This window comes from Tateyamaria sp. 7Alg 36 (assembly GCF_059882455.1).
On record NZ_CM187613.1, the window covers coordinates 1,742,084 to 1,766,137 of the forward strand.

Annotated in this window: 25 protein-coding genes and 1 tRNA gene; 8 read left to right on the forward strand and 18 right to left on the reverse strand. The window is 62.2% G+C overall.

Features of this window, described 5'->3' with window-relative positions:
- Positions 1-37 precede the first annotated feature (37 nt).
- The 5 genes from AC6GQJ_RS08580 to pheS all read right to left on the reverse strand — a co-directional run bounded on the left by AC6GQJ_RS08580 (position 38) and on the right by pheS (position 6,774).
- On the reverse strand, positions 38-1,645 hold the full coding sequence (locus tag AC6GQJ_RS08580) for a GMC family oxidoreductase (protein WP_500773716.1): 1,608 nt from the start codon (positions 1,643-1,645) through the stop codon (positions 38-40).
- Between the two features lie 26 nt (positions 1,646-1,671).
- Positions 1,672-2,118 carry a YtoQ family protein gene (locus AC6GQJ_RS08585; protein ID WP_500773718.1) on the reverse strand — a complete coding sequence of 149 codons (447 nt, stop codon included), beginning with the start codon at positions 2,116-2,118 and terminating at the stop codon, positions 1,672-1,674.
- Positions 2,119-2,261: 143 nt separating this feature from the next.
- Positions 2,262-4,661, reverse strand: coding sequence for a phenylalanine--tRNA ligase subunit beta (pheT, locus tag AC6GQJ_RS08590; protein ID WP_500773720.1), 2,400 nt, complete (start codon positions 4,659-4,661; stop codon positions 2,262-2,264).
- 85 nt (positions 4,662-4,746) lie between these two features.
- Positions 4,747-5,559, reverse strand: a complete 813-nt coding sequence (locus tag AC6GQJ_RS08595; RefSeq protein WP_500773722.1) for a CE1 family esterase — start codon at positions 5,557-5,559, stop codon at positions 4,747-4,749.
- Between the two features lie 141 nt (positions 5,560-5,700).
- Positions 5,701-6,774: a phenylalanine--tRNA ligase subunit alpha gene (gene pheS, locus AC6GQJ_RS08600; RefSeq protein WP_500773724.1), complete on the reverse strand. Its 1,074-nt coding sequence runs from the start codon at positions 6,772-6,774 to the stop codon at positions 5,701-5,703.
- A gap of 287 nt (positions 6,775-7,061) precedes the next feature.
- Between pheS and AC6GQJ_RS08605 the strand changes: the two genes are divergently transcribed.
- Positions 7,062-7,817, forward strand: a complete 756-nt coding sequence (locus AC6GQJ_RS08605; RefSeq protein WP_500773726.1) for an OmpA family protein — start codon at positions 7,062-7,064, stop codon at positions 7,815-7,817.
- Positions 7,818-7,994: 177 nt separating this feature from the next.
- Here AC6GQJ_RS08605 and rplT read toward each other — a convergent pair whose 3' ends face one another.
- The 4 genes from rplT to pyk form a co-directional block, all read right to left on the reverse strand.
- A complete protein-coding gene (gene rplT, locus AC6GQJ_RS08610) occupies positions 7,995-8,357 on the reverse strand; it encodes a 50S ribosomal protein L20 (protein WP_500773728.1) in 363 nt (120 codons plus the stop codon).
- Between the two features lie 15 nt (positions 8,358-8,372).
- Entirely contained in the window at positions 8,373-8,573 is a 201-nt protein-coding gene (gene rpmI, locus AC6GQJ_RS08615; protein ID WP_014873788.1) for a 50S ribosomal protein L35, read from the reverse strand.
- 198 nt (positions 8,574-8,771) lie between these two features.
- Positions 8,772-8,996 carry a hypothetical protein gene (locus tag AC6GQJ_RS08620; RefSeq protein ID WP_500773733.1) on the reverse strand — a complete coding sequence of 75 codons (225 nt, stop codon included), beginning with the start codon at positions 8,994-8,996 and terminating at the stop codon, positions 8,772-8,774.
- A gap of 29 nt (positions 8,997-9,025) precedes the next feature.
- Positions 9,026-10,471: a pyruvate kinase gene (gene pyk / locus AC6GQJ_RS08625; protein WP_500773735.1), complete on the reverse strand. Its 1,446-nt coding sequence runs from the start codon at positions 10,469-10,471 to the stop codon at positions 9,026-9,028.
- A gap of 100 nt (positions 10,472-10,571) precedes the next feature.
- On the opposite strand from pyk, the gene AC6GQJ_RS08630 reads away from it, so the two are divergent.
- Both AC6GQJ_RS08630 and AC6GQJ_RS08635 read left to right on the forward strand, forming a co-directional pair.
- Entirely contained in the window at positions 10,572-11,309 is a 738-nt protein-coding gene (locus AC6GQJ_RS08630; protein ID WP_500773737.1) for an N-formylglutamate amidohydrolase, read from the forward strand.
- Positions 11,310-11,390: 81 nt separating this feature from the next.
- A complete protein-coding gene (locus tag AC6GQJ_RS08635) occupies positions 11,391-11,705 on the forward strand; it encodes a DUF1244 domain-containing protein (RefSeq protein ID WP_500773739.1) in 315 nt (104 codons plus the stop codon).
- 46 nt (positions 11,706-11,751) lie between these two features.
- On the opposite strand, the gene AC6GQJ_RS08640 is transcribed toward AC6GQJ_RS08635, so the two are convergent.
- From AC6GQJ_RS08640 to dgcN, 3 genes are all read right to left on the reverse strand, one after another.
- Entirely contained in the window at positions 11,752-12,612 is an 861-nt protein-coding gene (locus tag AC6GQJ_RS08640) for a D-amino-acid transaminase (protein WP_500773741.1), read from the reverse strand.
- A 170-nt stretch (positions 12,613-12,782) separates the two neighbouring features.
- A complete protein-coding gene (gene dgcA / locus AC6GQJ_RS08645; protein ID WP_500773742.1) occupies positions 12,783-13,748 on the reverse strand; it encodes an N-acetyl-D-Glu racemase DgcA in 966 nt (321 codons plus the stop codon).
- Positions 13,749-13,808: 60 nt separating this feature from the next.
- Entirely contained in the window at positions 13,809-14,810 is a 1,002-nt protein-coding gene (gene dgcN, locus AC6GQJ_RS08650) for an N-acetyltransferase DgcN (protein ID WP_500773743.1), read from the reverse strand.
- Between the two features lie 241 nt (positions 14,811-15,051).
- On the opposite strand from dgcN, the gene AC6GQJ_RS08655 reads away from it, so the two are divergent.
- Positions 15,052-16,011 carry an L-malyl-CoA/beta-methylmalyl-CoA lyase gene (locus AC6GQJ_RS08655; RefSeq protein WP_500773745.1) on the forward strand — a complete coding sequence of 320 codons (960 nt, stop codon included), beginning with the start codon at positions 15,052-15,054 and terminating at the stop codon, positions 16,009-16,011.
- A gap of 69 nt (positions 16,012-16,080) precedes the next feature.
- On the opposite strand, the gene AC6GQJ_RS08660 is transcribed toward AC6GQJ_RS08655, so the two are convergent.
- Entirely contained in the window at positions 16,081-16,551 is a 471-nt protein-coding gene (locus AC6GQJ_RS08660) for a transglycosylase SLT domain-containing protein (protein WP_500773747.1), read from the reverse strand.
- Positions 16,552-16,760: 209 nt separating this feature from the next.
- Here AC6GQJ_RS08660 and AC6GQJ_RS08665 point away from each other — a divergent pair, with 209 nt between their 5' ends.
- Together AC6GQJ_RS08665 and AC6GQJ_RS08670 are read left to right on the forward strand one after the other, a co-directional pair.
- Positions 16,761-17,357 (forward strand): LysE family translocator, encoded by a 597-nt coding sequence (locus AC6GQJ_RS08665; RefSeq protein ID WP_500773749.1) that lies wholly within the window; start codon positions 16,761-16,763, stop codon positions 17,355-17,357.
- 57 nt (positions 17,358-17,414) lie between these two features.
- The gene (locus AC6GQJ_RS08670) at positions 17,415-18,377 is read left to right on the forward strand and encodes an acetyl-CoA carboxylase carboxyltransferase subunit alpha (RefSeq protein ID WP_500773751.1); all 963 of its coding nucleotides are present in this window, start codon (positions 17,415-17,417) and stop codon (positions 18,375-18,377) included.
- Positions 18,378-18,503: 126 nt separating this feature from the next.
- On the opposite strand, the gene AC6GQJ_RS08675 is transcribed toward AC6GQJ_RS08670, so the two are convergent.
- From AC6GQJ_RS08675 to AC6GQJ_RS08685, 3 genes are all read right to left on the reverse strand, one after another.
- The gene (locus tag AC6GQJ_RS08675; RefSeq protein WP_500773753.1) at positions 18,504-19,556 is read right to left on the reverse strand and encodes a PAS domain-containing sensor histidine kinase; all 1,053 of its coding nucleotides are present in this window, start codon (positions 19,554-19,556) and stop codon (positions 18,504-18,506) included.
- A 65-nt stretch (positions 19,557-19,621) separates the two neighbouring features.
- On the reverse strand, positions 19,622-20,272 hold the full coding sequence (locus AC6GQJ_RS08680) for a GntR family transcriptional regulator (RefSeq protein WP_500773755.1): 651 nt from the start codon (positions 20,270-20,272) through the stop codon (positions 19,622-19,624).
- Between the two features lie 31 nt (positions 20,273-20,303).
- Entirely contained in the window at positions 20,304-20,996 is a 693-nt protein-coding gene (locus AC6GQJ_RS08685) for a M48 family metallopeptidase (protein ID WP_500773757.1), read from the reverse strand.
- A gap of 131 nt (positions 20,997-21,127) precedes the next feature.
- Between AC6GQJ_RS08685 and AC6GQJ_RS08690 the strand changes: the two genes are divergently transcribed.
- Together AC6GQJ_RS08690 and AC6GQJ_RS08695 are read left to right on the forward strand one after the other, a co-directional pair.
- Positions 21,128-21,460 (forward strand): TIGR02300 family protein, encoded by a 333-nt coding sequence (locus tag AC6GQJ_RS08690; protein ID WP_500773759.1) that lies wholly within the window; start codon positions 21,128-21,130, stop codon positions 21,458-21,460.
- Between the two features lie 91 nt (positions 21,461-21,551).
- Positions 21,552-21,627, forward strand: a tRNA-Ala gene (locus AC6GQJ_RS08695).
- A 142-nt stretch (positions 21,628-21,769) separates the two neighbouring features.
- On the opposite strand, the gene AC6GQJ_RS08700 is transcribed toward AC6GQJ_RS08695, so the two are convergent.
- Entirely contained in the window at positions 21,770-23,038 is a 1,269-nt protein-coding gene (locus AC6GQJ_RS08700; protein WP_500773761.1) for an ABC transporter permease subunit, read from the reverse strand.
- A 76-nt stretch (positions 23,039-23,114) separates the two neighbouring features.
- Entirely contained in the window at positions 23,115-23,921 is an 807-nt protein-coding gene (locus AC6GQJ_RS08705; RefSeq protein ID WP_500773763.1) for a taurine ABC transporter ATP-binding protein, read from the reverse strand.
- Positions 23,922-24,054 lie beyond the last annotated feature (133 nt).

The following is a 24,054-nucleotide window of genomic DNA, read 5'->3' on the forward strand; positions in this document are numbered from 1 at the left end:
GCAAAGCCCCTAAAATATGGCGTGGCGCAGCCTCAGTTTAACCGTCTGCGCGCATGATGGCAGAGATCTTCTCTGCCATCATGATCGTGGGCGCATTGGTATTGCCACCCAACAATCGCGGCATCAGTGACGCATCCACCACGCGCAAGCCAGCGACGCCATGCACGCGGCCTTGGCTGTCCGTCACCGCCATCTCGTCCGCGCCCATGCGACAGGTGCCGACCGGATGATAGATCGTGTCGGCACGCGCGCGGATGTCCGCCACCAGACCTGCATCGGTGCCATCGTGGGGGTACAGGCGCGCACCGCGCCACGGGGCAAGGGCCGGCGCTTCCAACACCTGCTCCATCATGCGCGCGCCCTTGACCAGCACGTCCAAATCACGCGGCGCGGTCAGGTATTGCGGATCAATGCGCGGCGCACGCGCAGGATCGGCGGACTGCAATCCGACAGTCCCGCGACTTTCAGGCCGCAGCACGCAGACATGACAGGAATAGCCGAACCTGAAATGCAATTTGCGCATATGCTGGTCCACAATCCCGACGACGAAATGCAATTGCACATCCGGACGCTTTAGCGCTGGATCGGTCTTCAAGAACGCGCCCCCTTCCGCCATGGGCGAGGCGAACAAGCCCGACCCGTCCTTGCGCCAGCGCAGACCCGCCCGCGCCAGATCGGCCAGCCCTTTCGGCCCCAGACCGACCACGTCGCTGCGCTTGGAATGATAACTGATCACGTAATCCAGATGGTCTTGGAGGTTCTGCCCGACACCGGCAGCTTCGTGAAGCACTTCGATCCCGTGGGCGGCCAGTTCATCGCGCGGGCCGATCCCCGACAGCATCAGCAGCTGCGGAGAGCCGAACGCACCGCCCGACAGGATCACTTCGCGCCCCGCCTCAACCAACTTGATCCGCCCGTCATGGCGCACGCGCACACCGATGGCGCGTCCGTCCTGCATTTCGACCTTTTGGGCCATGGTGCGGGTCATCACCGTCAGGTTCGAACGCGCCAATACGCTCTTGGGCAAATAGGCAGATGCCGCCGAGCAGCGTTCGCCCTTGGCAGGGCCGGAAAAATGCTGCGTGACCTGATAAAGGCCGATGCCCTCCTGCTCCGGCCCGTTGAAATCATCGCATGGAGGTACCTGCGCCTGTGTTCCGGCCTCGATAAAGGCATGGGTGATGGCGCGCGGTTCGGACTGGTCGGCCACCCGCAACGGGCCATCGGCCCCGTGCAGATCATCCGCCCCGCGTACGTTCCGCTCTGACGCTTTGAAATAGGGCAGGACCGATTCCCAATCCCAGCCATCAGCCCCCAGATCGGCCCATTCGTCGTAATCACGTGGATGCCCGCGCACGTACAGCATCGCGTTGATCGCACTGGACCCGCCTAGCCCCCTGCCACGCGGCTGAAACCCGCGGCGTCCGTTCAATTCGGGCTGCGGTTCGGTGTGAAAGGCCCAGTTGTTGATCTTGGGCCGGCCCGAGATCATGCCCGCCACCAAAGCAGGCGCGCGCACAAAAATGTCCCGCCCCGTGCCGCCCGCCTCGATCAAACACACGCTGACGCCCGCATCCTCGCTTAGCCGTGCGGCCATCACACAGCCTGCCGAGCCGCCGCCCACGATCACGTAATCAAACTTCATCGCGCCCCTCCCCCCAGTTGCGCCACTCAGGCGGGCAAAGACCCCGTCAGCACATAGCGCAGAATGTTGACCACCTGCGCAGGCTCTTGCGCCACGGCCAGTGCGGCGGCGTCCACTTCCTTGAGCGCATGGGCATGGTCCGGCCCGTGCAGGATGATCAGCGACTTGCCAAGCGCCGCAGCATAGCCCGCGTCAAAGGCGGCATTCCACTGTTTGTACTGATCGCCAAAACGCACAACGACCACATCCGCGCCCTCGATCCCTTTGCGGGTGCGGATCGCGTTGATCATCGCGCCTTTGTGGTCGTGCCAGTATTTGTCAGGCTCCGCGCCAAGGATCGCCACACCGCAATCGTCACTGGCCCCGTGATCGGTCACAGGCCCGCTAAAGGTCACATCAAGACCCTGCGCCCCGTCGATGATCTGCTCACGCCAGTCGGTGTGGATCTCGCCGGAAAGGTAAACGTTCAACATAGGTATTGCTCCTCTTGCATTGCTTGGCGACCACCCTGTCAGGTTGTCGCCCGAAGGCAAGAGGCAGGAACAGCGCACACGGATCACGCGCGCGTCAAAGGGAGCGACCGGCAATGCCGCGCCGGTCGGTCCCTGTCAAAACATCAACCGCGCAGCGTACCGCCGGTGGCTTTGGTTACTTTCTCGACGACTTTCTTGGCCACCGCGTCAATATCGGCGTCCTTCAGCGTGGAATCGCGGGGCTGCATCCGCACTGTGATGGCAAGGGATTTCTTGCCCTCGCCCAAGGCACCTCCGATGAACTCGTCAAAGACACGCACGTCGTCAATCAGCCCCTTTTCGGCACCCATCGCAGCGTTCACAAGGGTCAGCGCCTCGACATCTGCATCCACGACAAAGGCAAAGTCACGCTCGACCGCTTGCAGATCGCTGATCTCCAACGCGCCGCGATTTGCGCCGGTCTTGCGCGGCATCGGCACCTCGGCGGGCCACAGGGTAAAGGCCATGGCGGGCCCTTTGATGTCCATCGCCGCCGTCACCTTGGGGTGCAGTTCGCCAAAGACGCCCAGCACCTTTTTCGGACCCAGACAGATTTTGCCATGACGGCCCGGATGCCACCACGTGTCCGCGCCGCGCAGGATCTGAACCTTGGCAGGCGCGCCGATCGCGGCCAGCACGGCCTCGGCATCCGCCTTCACGTCATAGAGGTCCACAGGGCGCGACGCCCCGTGCACATCCTTTGGACCGGTGCGGCCGATCAACAGGCCGGAGATTTGCAACCGCTGCTCACCTGGTTCGCCACCGTCAAAGACGGGGCCGACCTCGAACAGGGACAGGTCCATAAAACCGCGCGCCTGATTGCGTGCCGCAGCCTGCAACAGACCGGGCAACAGGTGGGGGCGCATATGGCTCATGTCCGAAGAGATCGGGTTTTCCAGACGCGTGATATCCTCTCCGCCCCCGAACAGCGCCGCCGAGGCCTGATCAATGAAGCTGTAGGTGACGCATTCGTTATAGCCCAAGGCGGCAGTGGTGCGGCGCGCGATCTGTTCGCGGCGCTGCATCGGGGTCATCACCGGCTTGCGGATGCCATCGCTGAGACGCGGCAGGGGGCGGCCCTGCAACTTGGTCAGCGACGCAATACGGGCCACTTCCTCGACCAGATCGGCCTCGCCCATCACGTCGGGACGCCAGCTTGGCACATGCGCCATGTCGCCCTCTAGGCGGAAGCCAAGCGCGGTCAGCGTCTGGCGCTGCTCGGATTCGGGGATGTCCATACCAACAAGGCTTTGTACGCGCGCCGCATTCAAGCGATAGGCGCGCGCCGTGTTCGGTACCTCGCCCGATTGCACGCGGCTGGAAACTTCGCCGCCGGCATGTTCAAGGATCATCTCGCAAGCCAGATCAAGACCGGTTGCGGTAAATGCCGGATCAATGCCGCGCTCAAAGCGATAGCGCGCGTCGGAATTGATCTTGAGCGCGCGGCCCGTATAGGCAGTGCGGACAGGATCGAAATAGGCCGCCTCGACAAAGACGTTCACGGTCTCCTCCGTACAGCCGGTACGGGCGCCGCCCATGACGCCACCGATGCTTTCGACGCCTTCGGCATCCGAAATCAGGGTCATGTCGGGGCTGAATGTATATTCCTTGTCATCCAGCGCGATCAGGGTCTCGCCCCCTTCGGCGCGATGAATGCGCAACGCGCCTCCTTCGATCTTGTCCGCGTCGAACACGTGCAGCGGGCGGTTCAGGTCAAAGGTGAAATAGTTGGTCACATCCACAAGGAACGAGATCGGGCGCAGGCCGATGGCGCGCAGACGGTCCTGCAACCAAACGGGGCTGGGGCCGTTCTTGACGCCGCGAATATGCCGTCCGAAAAAGACGGGGCACTGTGTGCGTGCATCTGCGTCGATGCTGACCGAGATCGGCGAGGGATAGGCCCCTTCGACGTTGGGATTGTCCAGCGGTTTCAGCGTGCCGATGCCGCGTGCGGCCAAATCGCGGGCGATGCCGCGCACACCCAAAGCGTCGGGGCGGTTCGGCGTGATCGCGATTTCGATCACGGGGTCTACCTTGGCCGGATCGTTTTCGGCCAGCCAGTCCACAAAGCGCGCACCTACCTCGCCCGATGGCAGTTCGATGATGCCGTCATGTTCCTCGGACAGCTCCATCTCGCGCTCGGACGCCATCATGCCGAAGCTTTCGATGCCACGGATTTTGCCCACGCCGATGGTCGTGTCGATGCCGGGGACATAAACGCCGGGCTTGGCGACAACCACAGTGATCCCCTCGCGGGCGTTGGGCGCGCCGCAGATGATCTGTTTCATGCCCTCGTCCGTGTCCACCTGACAGACGCGCAGGCGGTCCGCATCGGGATGCTTTTCGGCGCTGATAACTTTGCCGATGGTGAAATCCGCCAGTTTCGCACCGCGGTCCTCGACCCCTTCGACCTCAAGACCGAGGTCGGTCAAGGCATAGGTGATCTCGTCCACTGTTGCAGTTGTGTCGAGGTGTTCTTTCAGCCAGGAAAGCGTGAATTTCATGTCAAAGGCCCTTGGATACGCGGTCGTCCTGCAATGGCAAAGATCGCACCAAGGTGCAAGCGCGGCGCGGCTTTGGCGCGCCGTTTCAGGGGTAGGAAGGGGGCAGGCGCAGCACCTCGTCGAGTTGCCGCGCGATCCAGCCGTGGGGAATGAAGTGCCCACCCGGATGGGTATCGAGGATCACCGCGCCGGTATCGCAGTCCCACTGGCGGCGCGTGAAGGTCAGGAAGGACACTGCCGACCACGTGCCTGTCACGGTACTATCGCCATGACAGCCCATTTGCGTCCGCCACAATTGCACCGCATGGCCAGTATCGCGCCCCGCCCCGAACGGGAACGCCAGCACCGTATCGCTGAGCCCGTGGACATGGCGCACCTCGTGAGGCTGTTCTGCACAGTGTTGCGCGGGATCAAGCGTGCCGGAGATGGCAAACAGGGCGCGGATATTCATGGTCACGCCACGATCACAGGCGACACGCCACGCCATGATCGACCCGTAGGAATAGCCGGACAGGAATATGTTCCGCTGATCCACCGGATAGCGCGCGGCGACATCCGCAAGCACATCGGCGGCGAATGCGACATCCGCCGTTTCAGGCGACCACATATCCCACGTCCGGTTCAGCCCGTTCGGCGCGACAAGCAAAACGCCGCGGCGGCGGGTCGCACCGGAGATGCGGGCGTGCTGTACGGGCAGCGCCCCTGTGCGCTGCCAGCCGTGAAAGTGGATCAGCACCGGTAACGGGCTGGACCCGTCCCAGCCATCCGGCTCTTTCACGTGATAGGACCGCGTGCCAATCATGCAGGGCACGTCCAGATGGCAGGCCGGATCGGCTTGCGCTTGGGCCGCACCGGCAAGGGCACAGATCAGCGCCGAGAGGGTCAAGAAGGATCTCATGGGCCCGAGCCTACGCAGGCGGCACGCCCTGTCACTTCAAAAATCGGTGCCATGGCCCGCGTTGCGCGCCGCACCGGAAGGGCGACGTCGTGGCGAGCCGACCCTCCGGGGGGGATTTTTGGAACAGAGAAGGGGGACGCCTTAGCGGCTGAGCCCGCTGTGCAGGGCGGGCATGTCCAGCGCCGAGAAGCCGTAATGGCGCAGCCAGCGCAGATCGCTGTCAAAGAATGCGCGCAGGTCGGGGATGCCGTATTTGAGCATCGCGATCCGGTCGATCCCCATGCCGAAGGCAAAGCCCTGCCATTCTTCGGGATCGATGCCGCCTGCTTGCAGCACCTTGGGGTGGACCATGCCGCTGCCCAGAATTTCGAGCCAGTCGTCGCCTTCGCCGACTTTCAGCGTGCCGCCTTCCCACGAGCAGCGGATGTCGACCTCGGCCGAAGGTTCGGTGAAGGGGAAGTGCGAGGCGCGGAAGCGCAGATCGACGCCGTCCACTTCGAAATAGGATTTGACGAACTCTTCCAACACCCATTTGAGGTTGGCCATGCTGATGTCCTTGTCGATCGCTAGCCCTTCGACCTGATGGAACATCGGGGTGTGGGTCTGGTCATAATCGGCGCGGTACACACCGCCCGGACAGATGATGCGCGTCGGTGCGCCGGTTTTTTCCATCGACCGGATCTGCACCGGCGAGGTGTGCGTGCGCAGCACATGGGGCGGACGGTTATCGCCCTCGGCGCGGTGCATATAGAATGTGTCCATCTCGGCCCGCGCAGGGTGGTGGCCGGGGATGTTCAGCGCGTCGAAGTTGTACCAGTCGGTGTCGATGCGCGGCCCTTCGGCAACGGAAAAGCCCATTTCGGCAAAGATGGCGGTGACTTCTTCGCTGACCTGACTGATCGGGTGCAAGGTGCCGCTGCGCTGTGCGCGGGTCGGCAGGGTCACGTCCAACCATTCGGTGCGCAGGCGCGCATCCAGAGCGGCATCACCAAGGGCAGCCTTTTTGGCGGCGAGCGCGCTGTTGATCTCGTCCTTGAGCGCGTTGAGCGCGGGACCGGCCACCTGACGTTCCTCGGGGGTCATGCGCCCCAGCTCGCGCATCTTCAGCGCGACTTCGCCCTTTTTGCCCACGGCTGCGAGGCGGATCGCCTCCAACGCGGCCTCATCACCGGCATCGGCGATTTGGGTCAGGTACTTTGCTTTGAGATCATCCATGGTTTCGGCTCCGCTCAGGCTCTTGCGCGGAGTAGTCTGTCGGCCATGCCAGTGCAAGTCATCGGGCAACTTTCGCGCGATTCGCCCCCACTTTCCGGAAATTGTGGCGATTCGGGCAAAAAACGAATCACCCTTGTCCGTCACGCTTGAGAAATGATTCGCAATGTGTTTCAGTTCACACAACCAGTAGCACGCACAAGTCCCGCACCTGCCATATATGCGGGATCGTACATTATACAGTTGTGTCGGCTGCTGGTGGGGATTGGCTGGTCTGGGGGGACTGCATAGTGGCGAAATTAACGCTGAATTCGCCTGCGGGACAGGCGCCGCGACAGGCGGACTTCGCGCCCCCGAAGCGCGCCCCCTTGCCACTGTGGATGCTGGTCACAAGCGGCGCGGTGTTTCTGACAATGTTTGCAGGGATCTTGGTGCTGAGCACGCTGTTGATCATGCGCCCTGCCGTACCGCAGGCACATAGCGTGCTGAGCGCGACCCAGTTTGATGAACCCGCCCTGCCCGAAGAGGCAGAGGCCGTGACCCGCGCCGAGCTTGATATCCTGCAACCTCAACCCGCTGCGCCGGAAGTCACACAGGTTGCGGCCAGCGCCGCGCCCCGCCTGCGGCCCGAACACCGCTACCGCGTGCCGGGATGCATTGATCACCTTGATACGCTTGTGAAAATCTCGACTGTGCGCTTTGCCACGGCCAGCGACAAACCCGTCGCCGCCGACATGATCCGCGCCCGCGCCATCGCAACCGCCGTGGCCACCTGTGACGAGGTCAAGGTCATCGTCGAAGGCCATTCGGACCGCAAAGGGAGTGACAGGCTGAACATGGAACTCAGTTGGTTCCGCGCACAATCCGTCATCGACAAACTGCAACAAGAAGGCTTTGACGTCGCCGCATTACAACCGCGCGGCTTCGGAGCGACACGACCCATTAACCTGTCGGGCACAATCTCGGGCGAGGCGGAAAACCGTCGGGTCCAATTCGCGCTTGCACCCCGTGCAGCGCCGCCGGTTGGTCAGGCAACCGGCAACTGACAAGGGCGACACCGGTCCCCTTGTCGGGCGGCACATCGTGCGCCGTCTTACGCCATTGCGCATGGCCCCGCTGTCACGGGCGGGGCCTGCCACCATTGGCCCCTAGACCATCGTAGAAACGAAAAAGGCCCCGCACGGTTTCCCGCGCGAGGCCTTCAAATTCTTGGTCAGTGACGCTTAGGCCAGCTGTGCCTTCGCCTGCTCGACAATCGCAGTGAACGCTTCGGGCTCGTTCACGGCCAGATCGGCCAGAACCTTACGGTCCACTTCGATGCCTGCCAGTGTCAGACCGTTGATGAAGCGGCTGTATGTCAGCGCTTCGTCATGGGCGCGTACGGCGGCGTTGATGCGTTGGATCCACAGCGCGCGGAAGTTGCGCTTGCGGTTATGACGGTCACGGGTTGCGTACTGGTTCGCCTTATCGACGGCCTGACGGGCAACTTTGAAAGTATTCTTGCGGCGGCCATAATAACCTTTGGCTGCTTTGATTACTTTCTTGTGACGGGCGTGGGCGACTGTTCCACCTTTGGTACGGGACATATGACTAGCCTCCTATCAGCGGTCGTAGGGCATGAAGCCCTTGACGATTTTGGCGTCGGGGGCCGACAGTGTCGTGGTGCCACGGGCGTCACGAATGAATTTGCGGGTGCGTTTGATCATGCCGTGGCGTTTGCCGGCCTGACCTGCAAGGACCTTACCGGTCGCAGTCACTTTAAAGCGCTTTTTGGCGCTCGACTTGGTCTTCATCTTGGGCATTTCCGTCTCCATAGTTCTGAGTTCGGTGATCGCACGACTCGGCATGCCACATTGGCCGGACGCACAAAGCGAAGCCGCGAAATAGGATGGGTCGCCGCCAAAGGCAAGCCGAATTTGCAGGATAACGCGTCAAAGTCCGCGTTTTTTATGCGCAACGGGCGCGCCATCACACATAGCAGCGCCCGACTGGATCAAATCCTACGGCACATAACGCGCAAGGACGCGCACAAACACGTCCGGCACTTCTTCCATGGAATAACCGCCAGGATGGCTCTTGATCGCATACAGGATCAAGCCCCCCGCGATGAGGATCGTCAGGGCAGAAGCACGCGGCGCCCGCCCATCAGAGAGTGCAGAAAAAATTGAAGGGATAGAAAACCCTGCAATAACAATGCCAAGTACTAAGAACGTATCTGGATCCATTACCCAACCTTAACAAATATTAGGCAAGGTTACTCCGGATCGGTCGAAAAAATCAAACGTTCATCACAGGGCGCAACGCGCAGGATGTTGGTGGTGCCTGTCACGTTGAAGGGCACACCGGCAGTCACAACGATCTGATCTTCCGAGGTGGCGAACCCTTCGGCCAGCGCAGCCTTGGCAGCGCCCACAACCGCGCCCTTGAACCGCTCCATCGTGCCGGTGATGACACAGTTGCAGCCCCAGCTAAGCGCGAGGCGTCGCGCGGTTCCGACCAGCGGCGTCAGCGCGATGATCGGCACACGGGGCCGTTCACGCGCCACCAGAAGGGCCGTCGTGCCGCTTTGTGTGAAACAGCAGATCGCTTTGATGTTCGTGGTTTCCGCAATCTCGCGCGCGGCGGCGACGATGCCATCGGCCACGGTGGTGCGGCTGGCGCTGCGGCTGGCTTCCATGATCTGGGTATATGTCGGGTCTTTTTCCACTTCGGCGGCAACGCGGTCCATAGTGGTCACAGCCTCAACCGGATAGCTGCCCGCGGCACTTTCCGCGCTCAGCATCACAGCATCCGCACCCTCATAGATCGCGGTGGCCACATCGCTGACCTCGGCGCGGGTCGGCATCGGGCTTTCGATCATGCTTTCCAACATCTGCGTCGCCACGATCACAGGCTTGGCGGCATGGCGGCACTTGCGCACAAGACGCTTCTGGATCGGCGGCACCGCCTGCACAGGCAGTTCAACGCCCAGATCACCACGGGCGACCATAATGCCGTCGCTCGCTGCCAGAATTGCGTCAAAGCGTTCAACTGCATTGGGCTTTTCGATCTTGGACAGGATCGCCGCACGGCCTTTCACAAGCGCGCGTGCCTCTTCCACATCCGCCGGACGCTGCACAAACGACAGTGCCATCCAGTCGACGCCCAGATTGGCCGTAAATTCAAGATCGGCACGGTCCTTGTCGGACAGGGCGGCCAGCGGCAGTTCCACATCCGGCACGTTGACGCCCTTGCGGTTGGAGATCACGCCCCCCGCGACCACAACACAATTGGCAAAGTCCTTGCCGCATTCCTCGACCTTCAGACGGATCTTGCCGTCATTGACCAACAGCGACTTGTTCGGCTCAAGAGCCGCAAAAATTTCGGGGTGCGGCAGGCAGACACGACTGCTGTCGCCATCGGTCGGATCAAGGTCCAACCGGAATTTCGCGCCCTCGACCAGCATCTCGCTGTCACCGGCAAACACACCGACGCGCAGCTTGGGGCCCTGAAGGTCAGCCAGAATCGCAATGCTCGACCCTGTGTCCTTTTCCACCTGACGGATAATCGCGTGTTTCTTGGCAATCTCGTCATGGCTGCCATGGGACATGTTCAGGCGGAAAACATCCGCACCGGCTTCGTGCAGGGCACGGATCATGTCGTAATCTTCGGAAGCAGGCCCCAAAGTGGCGACGATTTTGACGTTACGCATGCGTTTCATGGTGAGGGCCTTTTTTTGCTACCGCTAACGGCGCGGTTATCGCGCAATTCACATCCCGAGGCAACTGGCCTAACTATGCGGGAAACGTGGTAAAGTTTATATGACATATTCTCCCTTTTCCGTCCACGGACCCGAACGCGGCGGGCGCTGGATCATCACCTGCGATCACGCGACCAATTTTGTGCCCCCTTTTATCTCCGGTGGCAGCCTCGGCCTGCCCGAAGCAGAGATGCAGCGCCACATCGCCTATGACATCGGCGCGATGGGCACCGCACTCGCCTTGGGCAAGGCGCTGGATGCGCCGGTGATCTGCTCGAATTTCTCGCGCCTCGTGATCGACCCGAATCGCGGCGCGGACGACCCGACGCTAATCCCCCAGCTTTATGACGGTACAATCATCGCGGCGAACCGCACCCTTGATGCCGCCACACGTGCCGACCGCATCGCACGGCTCTACCAACCCTATCACGACGCGATTGCACAGCACGCCGCGGGGCGAGAGGTCACCTTCCTGTCGATCCACAGCTTCACGCCCCAACTCGTGGGCCGCCCGAAACGCCCGTGGGAAATCGGCGTGCTCTCGGCCCAGGACCGCCGCATCGCCGACCCGCTGATCGCCACCCTGCAAGCCGACCTTGCCAGCCCCGTGGGCGACAACGCCCCCTATCCGGGCTTCTTCCCTGGCGATGCGCTGACCCAACACGCCCACAGTACGGGGCGGCCAAATGTCATTCTTGAAATCCGCCAAGACCTGATCGACACTGCCAAAGGTCAGGAAAACTGGGCACAGCGCCTCGCCCCCCATCTTGAAGTGGCACGCCAAAGCGCCAACCTCTGACAGACCCTTCTTTTGGCACGAAATACTGCGGGGTCTGGGGCAGCGCCCCAGTCCGCCCCCCTCAATCAAGGACCACATCCCATGGACGCACAAACCCAGATCGAACTCGAAGCCGCCGCTTTCCGACGCCTGCGCCAGCATCTGATGCAGGACCGCACCGATGTGCAGAACATCGACATGATGAACCTTGCAGGGTTCTGCCGGAACTGCCTCAGCCGCTGGTATCAGGAAGCCGCCGCCGAAAAGGGCATCGAAATGACCAAGGACGAAGCGCGCGAAACCTTCTACGGGATGACGATGGACGCGTGGAAAGCGACCTACCAGACCGACGCCTCCGGCGCGCAACAGGATGCGTTCAAAACCGCGTTCAAGGAAAACGTGACCGACAAATCCTGACGGTCGCACTCGGGCCGCGCGTCACCCGCGCGGCCCGTCGCCTTATTCAGATCGACGCCTTGCGGCTCTCGTCCACATAGATTTCGCGCAAACGTGGCGCGACCTTGCCCGGCGTGCCATCGCCCAGCTTGGTGCCGTCGATCTCTACCACCGGCATCACGAAAGTGCTGGCCGAGGTGATGAACGCCTCATCCGCATCCCGCGCCTCTTCGATGGTAAAGTTGCGCTCCTCGATCTCCATCTGCGCCTCACGCGCAAAGCGGAGCACTGCCGCACGGGTGATCCCGTGCAGGATGTCGTTCGAGGTTTCGCGCGTGATGATCTTGTTGCCCTTCACGATATAGGCATTGTTCGACGTGCCTTCGGTCACGAACCCGTCCTGCACCATCCACGCGTCATCAACACCGGCCTTCTTGGCCATCATCTTGCCCATCGACGGGTACAGCAACTGCACCGTCTTGATGTCGCGACGGCCCCAGCGGATGTCTTCAATGCTAATCACTTTCATGCCGCGCTGCGCCGCCGGATTGTCCGCCAGTCCCGGCTTGTTTTGGGTAAACAGAACCACGGTGCATGGCGTCTCTGCGGGGTCGGGGAAGATAAAATCGCGATCCGCAGCCGCCCCGCGCGTCACCTGAAGGTAGATCAACCCTTCCTCGATCCCGTTCAGCCGCACCAGTTCACGATGCACTTCTAGCAGGTCTTCTTTCGAGATCGGGTTGGGCATGTCCAGCGCATCAAGCGACCGCTGCAAACGCACCGCGTGCCCCTCATAATCAACCAACTTGCCATCCAGAACCGATGTCACCTCGTACACACCATCCGCCATCAGGAACCCGCGGTCAAAAATCGACACTTTGGCTTCGGTCTCGGGCAGGTACTCGCCGTTCACATATACGGTGCGCATCTCGGTCTTCCTTTTCTGAATGGGCACAACAGCGCCCCTGTTATCCGGCCACGCCAAAAGGGCATTGCCCCCACGCGGCGTTCAGTGGGGGATATGTCGCGTTTCGCCCAAAATCCCAAGCCATTTTTGCCCCGCCACGCCCCGAAAACGACCGGAAGACGGGCGGCTGCCTAACCCCACAGCGATGCAAGCGGCGGATGCACGCCCGATGGGTCGAACACCAGCGGCGCATCCCGATCCTCGGCCAGCAACAGCGGCCCGTCCAGATCGACCACCGATGCCCCCTGTGCCACCAGCGTTGCCGGTGCCATGGCCAGCGATGAACCGACCATACAGCCCACCATCACATCGAACCCCGCCACGCGGGCCGCATCGCGCAGTGCCAGCGCCTCGGTCAGCCCGCCTGTCTTGTCCAGCTTGATGTTCACCATGTCATATTTGCCCCCGAGGGCCGCCAGACTGGCACGGTCGTGGCAGGATTCATCGGCACAAACCGGCACAGGCCGCTCCATCCCGATCAACGCCTCGTCCTGCCCCGCAGGCAGGGGCTGCTCCACCAGCTCCACACCCAGCCGCACCAGATGCGGCGCAAGGTCGGCATAGACCTCGGCGCTCCAGCCCTCATTGGCGTCGATGATGATGCTGGCCTTCGGCGCACCGGCACGCACCGCCTCAAGACGCGGCATGTCATCCGGCGTGCCCAGTTTAATCTTGAGCAACGGGCGATCCGCGTTCTTTTCCGCCTGCGCCCGCATCGCCTCCGGCGTGTCCAGCGACAGGGTATAGGCCGTCACCATCGGCACGGGCGCGGCCAATCCGGCCAGCTCCCACACGCGCTTGCCCGCGCGCTTGGCCTCCAGATCCCACAGCGCACAATCCACCGCATTGCGCGCCGCCCCCGCAGGCAGCAAATCCGGCAACCGCTCCCGCGTCACACCATCGGGCAAAGCTTCAATCTGCGCCGTCACCGACTCCAGCGTCTCGCCATAGCGGGCATAGGGCACACATTCGCCCCAGCCCTGATGCGCCCCGTCATTCACCCGCACCGTCAACACCTGCGCCTCGGTCCGCGACCCGCGCGAAATGGTAAACACCTGCGCCAGACGGAACACATCCCGCGTCACCTCAATGCGCATGCACGTCCCCTTCTCTGTTCTGAAAAATCCCCCCCGGAGGGCCGCTCTCCACCCGCGCCGTCACAGGCCAACCAGCGCATCCACCAGCTTGCCCGCGCCAAAGCGGTAAGGGTCGGTCGCGGGCAGGTTCATCCGGTCTTCGATCTCCTGCAAACAGGCCTTCGCTTCGGCCTCGTCCAGCGCCTTGGTGTTAACCGACACGCCCGCGACCTGCGCCGCAGGGTTGGCCAATCGCGCAAGCGGCAGGGCGGTGTCGCGCAAGTCTTCCAGCGACGGCAGCGGGAAATGCGGCAACCCGCGCATATGGGTGCGGGTCGGCTCGTGACACAGCACCAGCGCATCCGGTTGGCCACCATGGATCAACGCCAGCGTCACGCCGGAATAGGACACGTGGAACAGGCTCCCCTGCCCCTCGATATGGTCCCAGTGATCGTCATCATTATCAGGGGTCAGGTATTCAACCGCACCGGCCATGAAATCGGCAATAACCGCATCCAGCGGCACACCTTTGCCCGTGATCAGGATACCGGTCTGCCCCGTCGCACGGAAATCGGATTTCATGCCGCGTGCCTGCATTTCGGCATCCATCGACATGGCCGTATACATCTTGCCACAGGAACAATCCGTGCCGATGGCCAGCACACGTTTACCGCTGCGCTTGACCCCGTTGGCAATCGGATAGGCGACCGAGGGCACCCGCACATCATGCATGGTCTGCCCGTTCACCTTGGCCGCGGCCTGCAACTCGTCCTCGTTGCGAAGCAGGTTGTGCAGGCCCGCCGCCAGATCATATCCCATCTGCAAGGCACGCACCAAAACCGCCTTCCACTCGGCCGAGATCACGCCACCACGATTGGCCACGCCGATCACCAGCGTCTTGGCCCCCGCCGCCAAACCTTCTTCAAGGGTCATGTCCGTCAGGCCCATATCCGCGCCACAGCCCTCAAGCCGGAACTGCCCCACAGCATTCTCCGGACGCCAGTCCTTGATGCCTTGCGCCACTTTCGCCGCCAGTTGGTCGGGGGCATCACCAAGGAACAAAAGGTAAGGTGTCTGAATCATCGCGCTCTCTCCTGAAGACTTCGCGGGCAGACTGCCGTACCCGCCCCGTAAACGCATCCAAAATCCGGCATAAAAGTCGGAAAAGGCGCAGATTTTTCACCCACCCCGACAGCGCACGCTGACAAACTGCTCACGGCCCGGAAAATGCTGCGCGTGCAAAACACGGGTTGCGCGGCGCGTGGTAATTTAATAACCAATCGACAAACGCAAACGCAATATTCTTACATTGAGGCCCGCCAAAATGTCCTTCCGCCTGCAACCGACTCCCCCTGCCCGCCCCAACCGCTGCCAACTCTTCGGCCCCGGATCGCGCCCCGCCCTGTTCGAAAAGATGGCCGCCTCCGCCGCCGACGTCATCAACCTCGATCTTGAGGATTCGGTCGCCCCGTCGGACAAGGACAGCGCGCGCGCAAATATTATCCACGCCACCCACGACATCGACTGGGGCAACAAGACCCTGTCGGTGCGGATCAACGGGCTGGACACGCCCTATTGGTATCGCGACGTGGTGGAACTGCTGGAACAGGGGTCAGAACGGCTCGACCAGATCATGATTCCCAAGGTCGGCACCGGCGCGGATGTCTACGCGGTCGACGCGCTGGTCAGCGCCATCGAAACCGCCAAGGGGCGCAGCAAACGCATCAACTTCGAAGTGATCATCGAATCTGCCGCAGGCATCGCCCATGTGGAAGAAATCGCCGCCGCCTCCCCGCGCCTTGTCGCGATGAGCCTCGGCGCCGCCGACTTTGCCGCCTCCATGGGCATGCAAACCACCGGAATCGGCGGCACACAGGAAGATTACTACATGCTGCACGCAGGCCAGAAACACTGGTCCGATCCATGGCACTGGGCGCAGGCCGCCATCGTCGCCGCCTGCCGCACCCATGGCGTGCTGCCCGTGGACGGCCCGTTCGGCGACTTCTCGGATGACGAAGGCTTCCGCGCACAGGCGCGCCGCTCGGCCACGCTGGGCATGGTGGGCAAATGGGCGATCCACCCCAAACAGATCGCCGTCGCAAACGAAGTGTTCACCCCCTCCGACGCCGCCGTGGCCGAAGCCCTCGAAATTCTGGCCGCGATGGAAGAAGCCAAGGCCAAAGGCGAAGGCGCCACCGTCTACAAGGGGCGGCTGGTCGATATCGCATCGATCAAACAGGCCGAAGTGATCGTCAAACAGTCCGAGATGATCGCAAAGGCCTGATTCCAAGGTACGAGGGTAAGGGACGGCGGGCGGGGCGCATTTGGCACATGCCAAACAGCGTCCGCGCCGTCACGCGGGCCAGACCTTGCGCCCGTCAACCCCCGTCTCAGCCACCAGTCCGCGCCGCTTGGCCTCGTAGTAATAGCCGCGCGCATACCACATTACCGCCGCATCCATATCCCCGTCCGACACCATCCACGCCCCGCGCAGATATCGCGTCGCGTAACGCAGGTTGGTTTCCGCATCGAGCAACTCTTCGGGCCGTCCGCGGAACCCCATGCTGCGGGCGGTCGCGGGCAGGATCTGCATCAACCCGTAATAGGGACCGTTGCGCGCCTCGGCACGATGCGAGCTTTCGCGGATCACCACCCGCTGGACTAGCGCCACAGGCACGTCGTTCTCTGCCGCCGCCGCCTCGATCAACTGCCGCAATTCCGGCGTCTCGTTCGGGTACAGCGGCACTTGCGGCGCGGTGGCGACCGTCGGTTCCCCGCAGGCCACCAGCAAAACGAACCCGATCAGGGCCAAAACAGTTTTCATGTCCACGTCCTCTTTGAAACCATGTCGTCAACCATGTCCTCTTTGCGTTGCCGACGGGCTTACAGGCGATCATAGCGACCCGCCAAGCCATCACAAAATCTATCGGCCAATACCCGCACAGCCCTTGGTAAAAGCCCGCCGATCCCCGAAAGAATTGCGCGCCCCCGTCCGCGCGGCTAAAGCGGTGGCCTGCAACAGGGACACTTCCCATGAACTTCGACCTGCTTCCTGCCCTTGCGGCCTTTGCCTTCGTCAGCTCCATCACGCCCGGGCCGAACAACCTCATGCTGATGGCCTCGGGGGCGAACTTCGGTTTTGCGCGCTCCATCCCGCACATGCTCGGCATCGGGGTCGGCTTTATGGTCATGGTCCTGCTGGTGGGTGCAGGTCTGGTGCAGGTGTTTGACGCCTACCCGATCAGCCACCGCATCCTCACCGTTGTGTCCGTCGCCTATCTGCTGTTCCTTGCGTGGAAAATCGCCACCGCCGCGCCCGTCGACACCCAGTACGGCGAAGGTACGCCGATGACCTTTACGCAGGCCGCCGCCTTCCAATGGGTCAACCCCAAGGCGTGGAGCATGGCCCTCACCGCGGTCACCGTCTACACGCCCGACACGACCCTGCCCGCCATCGGCCTTGTTGCGTTGGTCTTTGGCGTGATCAACCTGCCCAGCGTCAGCAGCTGGACCATTCTGGGCCAGCAAATGGCGCGCCTTCTGACCAACCCGCGCCGCTTGCAGATTTTCAACTGGACAATGGCCGCGCTGCTGGTCGCCTCGCTTTACCCCGTCATCCTGCCGGGATGATTGCAAAACGCCCTTTCTAGGGCCATATATCGGAAAAACCGCAGCAGGAGCGCACACGTGACGCAATATCTGGAATTCGAAAAACCGCTGGCAGAAATTGAAGGAAAAGCGGAAGAACTGCGCGCTCTTGGCCGCCAGAACGAAGACATGGATGTGGCGGACGAAGCGGCAGCACTGGACGCCAAGGCAGCTACTCTGCTGACCGATCTGTACAAGAACCTGACGCCATGGCGCAAATGTCAGGTGGCCCGCCACCCCGACCGCCCTCATTGCGTCGACTATATCGACACGCTGTTCACCGATTACACCCCGCTTGCGGGCGACCGGAACTTTGCCGATGACCACGCGGTCATGGGCGGTCTGGCCCGTTTCGAAGACCGTCCCGTGATGGTGATCGGCCACGAAAAGGGCAACGATACCAAGTCGCGCATCGAACGCAATTTCGGAATGGCCCGCCCCGAAGGCTACCGCAAGGCAATCCGCCTGATGGACATCGCGCACCGTTTCCACCTGCCTGTTATCACGCTGGTCGACACGCCCGGCGCCTATCCGGGCAAAGGGGCCGAAGAACGCGGCCAGTCCGAGGCGATTGCCCGCGCCACCGAGAAATGCCTGCAAATCGGCGTACCGCTGGTCTCTGTCGTGATCGGCGAAGGCGGATCGGGCGGCGCGGTCGCATTTGCCACCGCCAACCGTGTCGCGATGCTCGAACACTCCGTCTATTCCGTGATCAGCCCCGAAGGCTGCGCATCGATCCTGTGGAAAGACGCCGAAAAGATGCGCGAAGCGGCAGAGGCGCTGCGTCTGACCGCGCAAGACCTCAAGCAACTCGGCGTGATCGACCGTATCATCCCCGAAGCCTTGGGCGGCGCGCACCGTTTCAAGAAAGAGACAATGGCCTCCGTCGGCACCGCCATCTCGGCCATGCTGGACGAGTTGTCGTCGAAAAAGCCTAAGGCACTGATCGCCGACCGTCGCGAAAAATTCCTTGGCCTCGGTCAAGCCGGTCTGGCCGCCTAAGGCCACGCACCGCCCCCTCGCAGATCACATAGAAATCCAAATCGCGGACCGTCCCATCGGTCCGCGTTTGCACTTAGGCCATCCGCCCATCAGCCGCAGGCAATAACTCCAACCGCGCTGCCCGCCTCACGCGACCGGATCAATAAACCGGCCCGGCAATTCGGCCTCGACCACTGCGCCCTGTCCTGCCGTTGACGGGCGCACCGTGATCACGCCACCCCGCGCGCGCGCCAGCCGTTGCACCCCGACAAGGCCAAAGCCCGACGGCTGCGTCACTTCCCCCGCGCCGTCTTCTTCCGCGGCGGGCGCAAACCCTTTGCCATTATCGCGCACGATGAATTTCAACCGTTCGGGATTCATCTGCTCCACCTGAACAACCACGGTCGGCTTGGCCACGCCCGCATGTTTCAGCGCATTGTCGATCAGGTTGCGCAGGATCACATGCACCACGATATTGTCCGCCTCGATCCAGCGGCGGGGAAAGGTCACGTCCCGCGTGCGCGCGGGATCCAGAAGTACCATGATATCGTCACAGGCCAGCCCCAAATCGAACTTCTGGTGCGCCGTGGGTGTGTTCACCCCCATCGCCTGCCCCATGATATCCGCCACCACCGACAGCGCCTTGTCCGAGATCACATCGACCAGATCAATCAACTCGGCCTTGCCATCGCCATGGTCGATGAAATCCTTGCGCATGAGCACCGCCAGCGATTTCAGATTGCCGATCGGGCTGCGCAGATCATGGGCGGCAAGGCAAATCAGGTTCTCGACCTCATGCGCCGCAGCAGTGGCCAGCGCATGTTCCTGCAACTGGTCGTGCATGCTGGTCACATCCGTAACCACACCGACCATATGGGTCATTACCCCGTCCGCATCCCGCACGGGCTTGAGGCTGGCGGTGACCCATGACGGGGTGTCACCCACATGAATGGCCGAGTCATACTGCGCCGTTTTTCCGGCAGCCCAGGCCGCGCACTGCCGCTCGTACACCGCATCCGCCGCACGCCCCGAGAAGATCCGGTTCGCAGGCAGGCCAACGATCTGGTCCAGCGTCTTGCCCAGCTTATTGCGCGCAAACACGTTGAGATAGCTGTAGATCGGGCGATCATTCTCATCCCCCGTCAGTACAAAGACAGGTTGATCAAGGTGATCGTACATCTTGAAATCGTTAACGTGCATACTCGGCCTCTCGCAGTCGGGATGAACTAGCATGCCCGCCCCTACCAAAGACTTAATCAGCGCGGTTAACTCGCTAACAATCGCAGCCCCTGCGTCACGTCCGACCGCACCGCCAGCCGCAGCCCCGGTTCGTCCCCCGCCCGCAGGGCGGCGATGATCAGACGGTGGTAATGGGGCGGCTCGGTACGGCGCAACCGCCCGTAAAGGGCGCGCATCGTCGGCCCCATCTGGAGCCAGACGGTTTCCGCCATGGCCAGCATCGCAGGTGCTTGGGCACGCAGATACAGGGTGCGGTGGAATTCCAGATTGGTGCGGATATAGCTGACCGCATCGCGGTGCGCGACGGCTTCAGCCACCGCACCGTTGATGGTCTGCAACCGCTCGATCAGCGCCAAATGCGCCCGCGGCAGGGCACGGGTGGCAAGCTCCACCTCGATCAGCGCGCGCAGGGCGGCGAGTTCTTCAATCCGTTCGTTGGACAGTTCCGGCGTGGATACGCGGCCCGACTGGGACAGGGTCAGCGCCCCCTCGGCTACCAGACGGCGCACCGATTCGCGCGCGGGCGTCATCGACACCTCGTATTCCTTACCGATGCCACGCAGGGTCAGCGCCGTACCAGGTGGGATGTCGCCATGCATGATACGGGTGCGCAACCGGCGATAAACGCGGTCATGGGCGGCGGTAGACGCCTCGCGGGGGCGGGAAACTGTATCCATAGGGATTTGTGATCACAGCAGGCGCGACAGGTCAATCACCAAAGCGGTACCGATGCAATTCGTTGCCCTCATTGCGCAGCCAGTCCCGTGCCTGCTTATAGGGGCCGTAGATACGCTCCACCTCGGCCCAGAAGGCGGGCGAATGGTTCATCTGCGCCAGATGCGCGACCTCGTGGGCGGCAACATATTCCAGCACCGCAGGCGGCGCCATGACCAGCCGCCATGAATACATCAGCTTGCCCGCGCTGCTGCACGACCCCCACCGCGACCGCGTGTCCCGAATGCTGATACTGGCATAGCCACGCCCCAGACGTTGCGCGAAATGGTCGCTGGCCGCCGCCAGCCGGTCCCGCGCCCGCGCCTTGAGGAACCCGAGCACCCGCGCAGGCACCCGCTCCGCATCGCCCGGCACCAGCAGCGCGTCCCCCTCCAGCCGCACCGACCGCCCCGCGCCGGACGCAACGGAACGCATCACCCCCTCGACCGGCAAGTCCATACCCAGCCCCACGGGATATACACCCTGCCACTGCGACAGATGCTTGTGGATCCAGTCCTGTTTCTGCTGCACAAAGGCCAGCGCTTCACGCTCGGACGCACGGCTGGGCAGGGTCAGCGTCACCCGCCCGTCCAGTTGCGACACCCGCAAAGTCATGCGCCGCGCCCGCGCCGAGCGCCGCAGGGTAAATGCGATATCCGGATCCCCTTGCAGGACACGTTCGCCCATCCCATAACCCCTAACTTGCCATAAGGCTTTGACTCCACGCTGACCTTATGGCACTTGCCCAGAATCGCTGCAATATAGACGGGCTCGGTTGCACCAGCATCCCCGCCCAAGAAGCCAGACAAGGATTACCGATGCCAAAGGAAGAATGGGGCACCAAACGCCTCTGCCCAACCACGGGTAAACGGTTTTACGACATGAACCGCTCGCCCATCGTCAGCCCCTACACAGGGGAAGAGGTCGAGTTGGACAGCTCAAAAACCCGCATGATCGCCGCCGACGCCGAAGACGCCGTCACAGCCAAGGCCAAGGCCGCGACCGCTGTGGACGATGACGACCAAGTGGTTGATGACGATGATGTCGATGTGGATCTGGACGATGATCTGCTGGACGATGATGACGACGACGAGGACACAGTCCCGCTCGAAGAAATCGCTGACGTCACCACCAACGACGACGACAGCTAAAAACCATCGCCGGACGGGTACTTTTTCGCTTGATCCCGTTCGGCAAACCGCCTAATCAGCGGCGCACGGCCCAACGGCCGCCCAAGAGATTGGGGCATTAGCTCAGCTGGGAGAGCGCCTGCATGGCATGCAGGAGGTCAGCGGTTCGATCCCGCTATGCTCCACCATTCTCTTTCTTCTTCCCAACATTCCCAGACGTTAGAAACAACGCCTAAAACGCGCTGATCCTCTCTGTCTGCGACGCTGCCCCCCCACAAAAAACGGCACCCGAAGGTGCCGCTCTTGAACTTCGGAAAATTGCCAACCGCGTCATCCTTTGCCCTTCCATGGCACAAGAATGCTTTCGGCCCAGCGCATCAGGATGTCGATCCCAAAGCCGATGATGCCGATCAGGATGATGCCCATGATCACGATATCGGTGTTCTGGAATTTCGACGCGACCATGATCATCATGCCCGCCCCCTGCGACGCGGCCACCAGTTCGGCAGCCACCACCGTGCCCCAGCACACACCCATCGCCACACGCGCGCCGGTGAAAATCTCGGGCAGCGAGTTGGGGATGATCACGTGGCGCATGATTTGCGCCTTGCTGGCCCCCAGCGAATAAGCGGCGTGCACCTTGGAAATCTTCACCCCCGACACGCCGGACCGCGCCGCAATCGCCATGATCCACAGCGCCGCAAGGAACAGCAGGATGATCTTGCCCTGCTCTTCAATGCCGGCCCAGATGATGACCAGCGGGATCAGCGCCAAAGGCGGCACAGGGCGCATGAACTCCACAATCGGATCAAACCACCCACGCGCCCAGTTGCTCAGCCCCATCGCATAGCCCAGCGGTATCCCCACCAGCGCACCAAAGAAAAAGCCCGCGATCACCCGAAATAGCGAATAGCCAAGGTGCTCCCACAGGGAAAAGTTGCGAAACCCCTCATCCGCGATGCGCAAGGTACGGTTCCAGACTTCCTCGGGCGCAGGCAGGTACAACGGCGCCATCTGCCAGCCGGTCGCGGCCTTGAAGTTCGGCGTGCCCTTGTCGGTCAGGGTGACAACACCGCCCTCGACCTCGACCGTATCGCCCGGTGCAACCGGCGTGCCGTTGATGGCGATCAGGGTCGCGCCGTCGCGCTTTTTCACCAGATCGTTGCCCTGCACGGCAATCACGCCCGAACCCCATTTGCGGATCGTGGCGGAATCGTTCACCGCAAACCCCTCGCCTGCATCAATCTCGGGCTTGGCAGGGGCGGTTGCCCCGTCATAGACCAGCACCGCGACCGTGCCCGTATCCTCGGCCCCGTCCGCATCCTGCACCGTGTATTCAAAGCTCGCCTCGCCCGAAAACGGCCCCGGCATGTGCAGGAACTGCGGCAACAGGGACGATCCGGTGAACGTCCCCCACATGAAAAACACCGTCAGAACCGAAATCACACTGGCCGCACGGTTCGGCTTTACCGCGCTCTCGTCGCCAAAGGTCACAGTCTTGAGCGACCCGTAATCCCGCACCGCCTTGTTCGAGGCGATCAGCTTCACAATGAAAAACGCGCCAAGGAAAATGGCGACATATAGCAGAAAGGGAATCATGTCGCGGCCTCCTGACCCTGTGTCGTGGTTGGGATGTTACGCGCGGCGCGCACGGCCAAGCCTCCGAATACCCCCCTCATGCGCTCGCCTCCGAGCGACCCATAATCTCTTCTTCCATGTCCCAGATCATGCCCAGAATCTCCTCGCGCCGTTGCGAAAACTCGGGGTGCTTCTTCACCTCGCGCAGATCGGCATCCACGCCCATCTCGGCAAAAGGCAAACGGTATTCCTTGTGAATGCGACCCGGACGCGGGGCCATCACGATCAACCGCTCGCCCAGCAACAGCGCCTCCTCGACCGAGTGCGTAATCAGGATGATGGTCTTGCCCGTCTCCTTCCACAGCTTCAGCACAAGGCTCTGCATCTTCTCGCGGGTCAGCGCATCCAGCGCGCCCAGCGGTTCGTCCATCAAAATCACATCGGGATCATTGGCCAGACAGCGGGCAAGGGCCACACGCTGCTGCATCCCGCCGGACAGTTCATAAACCGCCTTTTCCTTGAAATCCTGCAAGCCGACAACGTCCAGCAGATGGTTCACCACCTGCGTCTTTTCGGCCTTGGGCATCCCCTTCATCGACGGACCAAAGGCAACATTCTCGCGCACCGACATCCATTCGAATAACGCCCCCTGCTGGAACACCATGCCGCGTTCCGCATCCGGCCCGTTGATCGCATGGCCGTTCAGGGTCATCTCGCCCCCTGTGGGCGCCAGAAACCCCGCCACGATGTTCAGCAATGTCGTCTTGCCGCAGCCTGACGGGCCAAGAACACTCAGCAACTCGCCTTCCGCCAGATCGATAGAGACATTCTCAAGCGCCTGAACCGACCCGCCATCCGGCAAATCGAAACGCATGGAAATACTTTGGATTGAAAGCCCGGACATATGTTCTCGCCTGTGTTGGGCCACCGGCTGGCGCTGGTCGGTGTGATCCGCACAAGGCACCGCATGGCCGCATGGCAGGCACCCCCGCCCGCCATCGTCAAAAGATGAAAAAAGGGCCCACACGCGCGGCGCG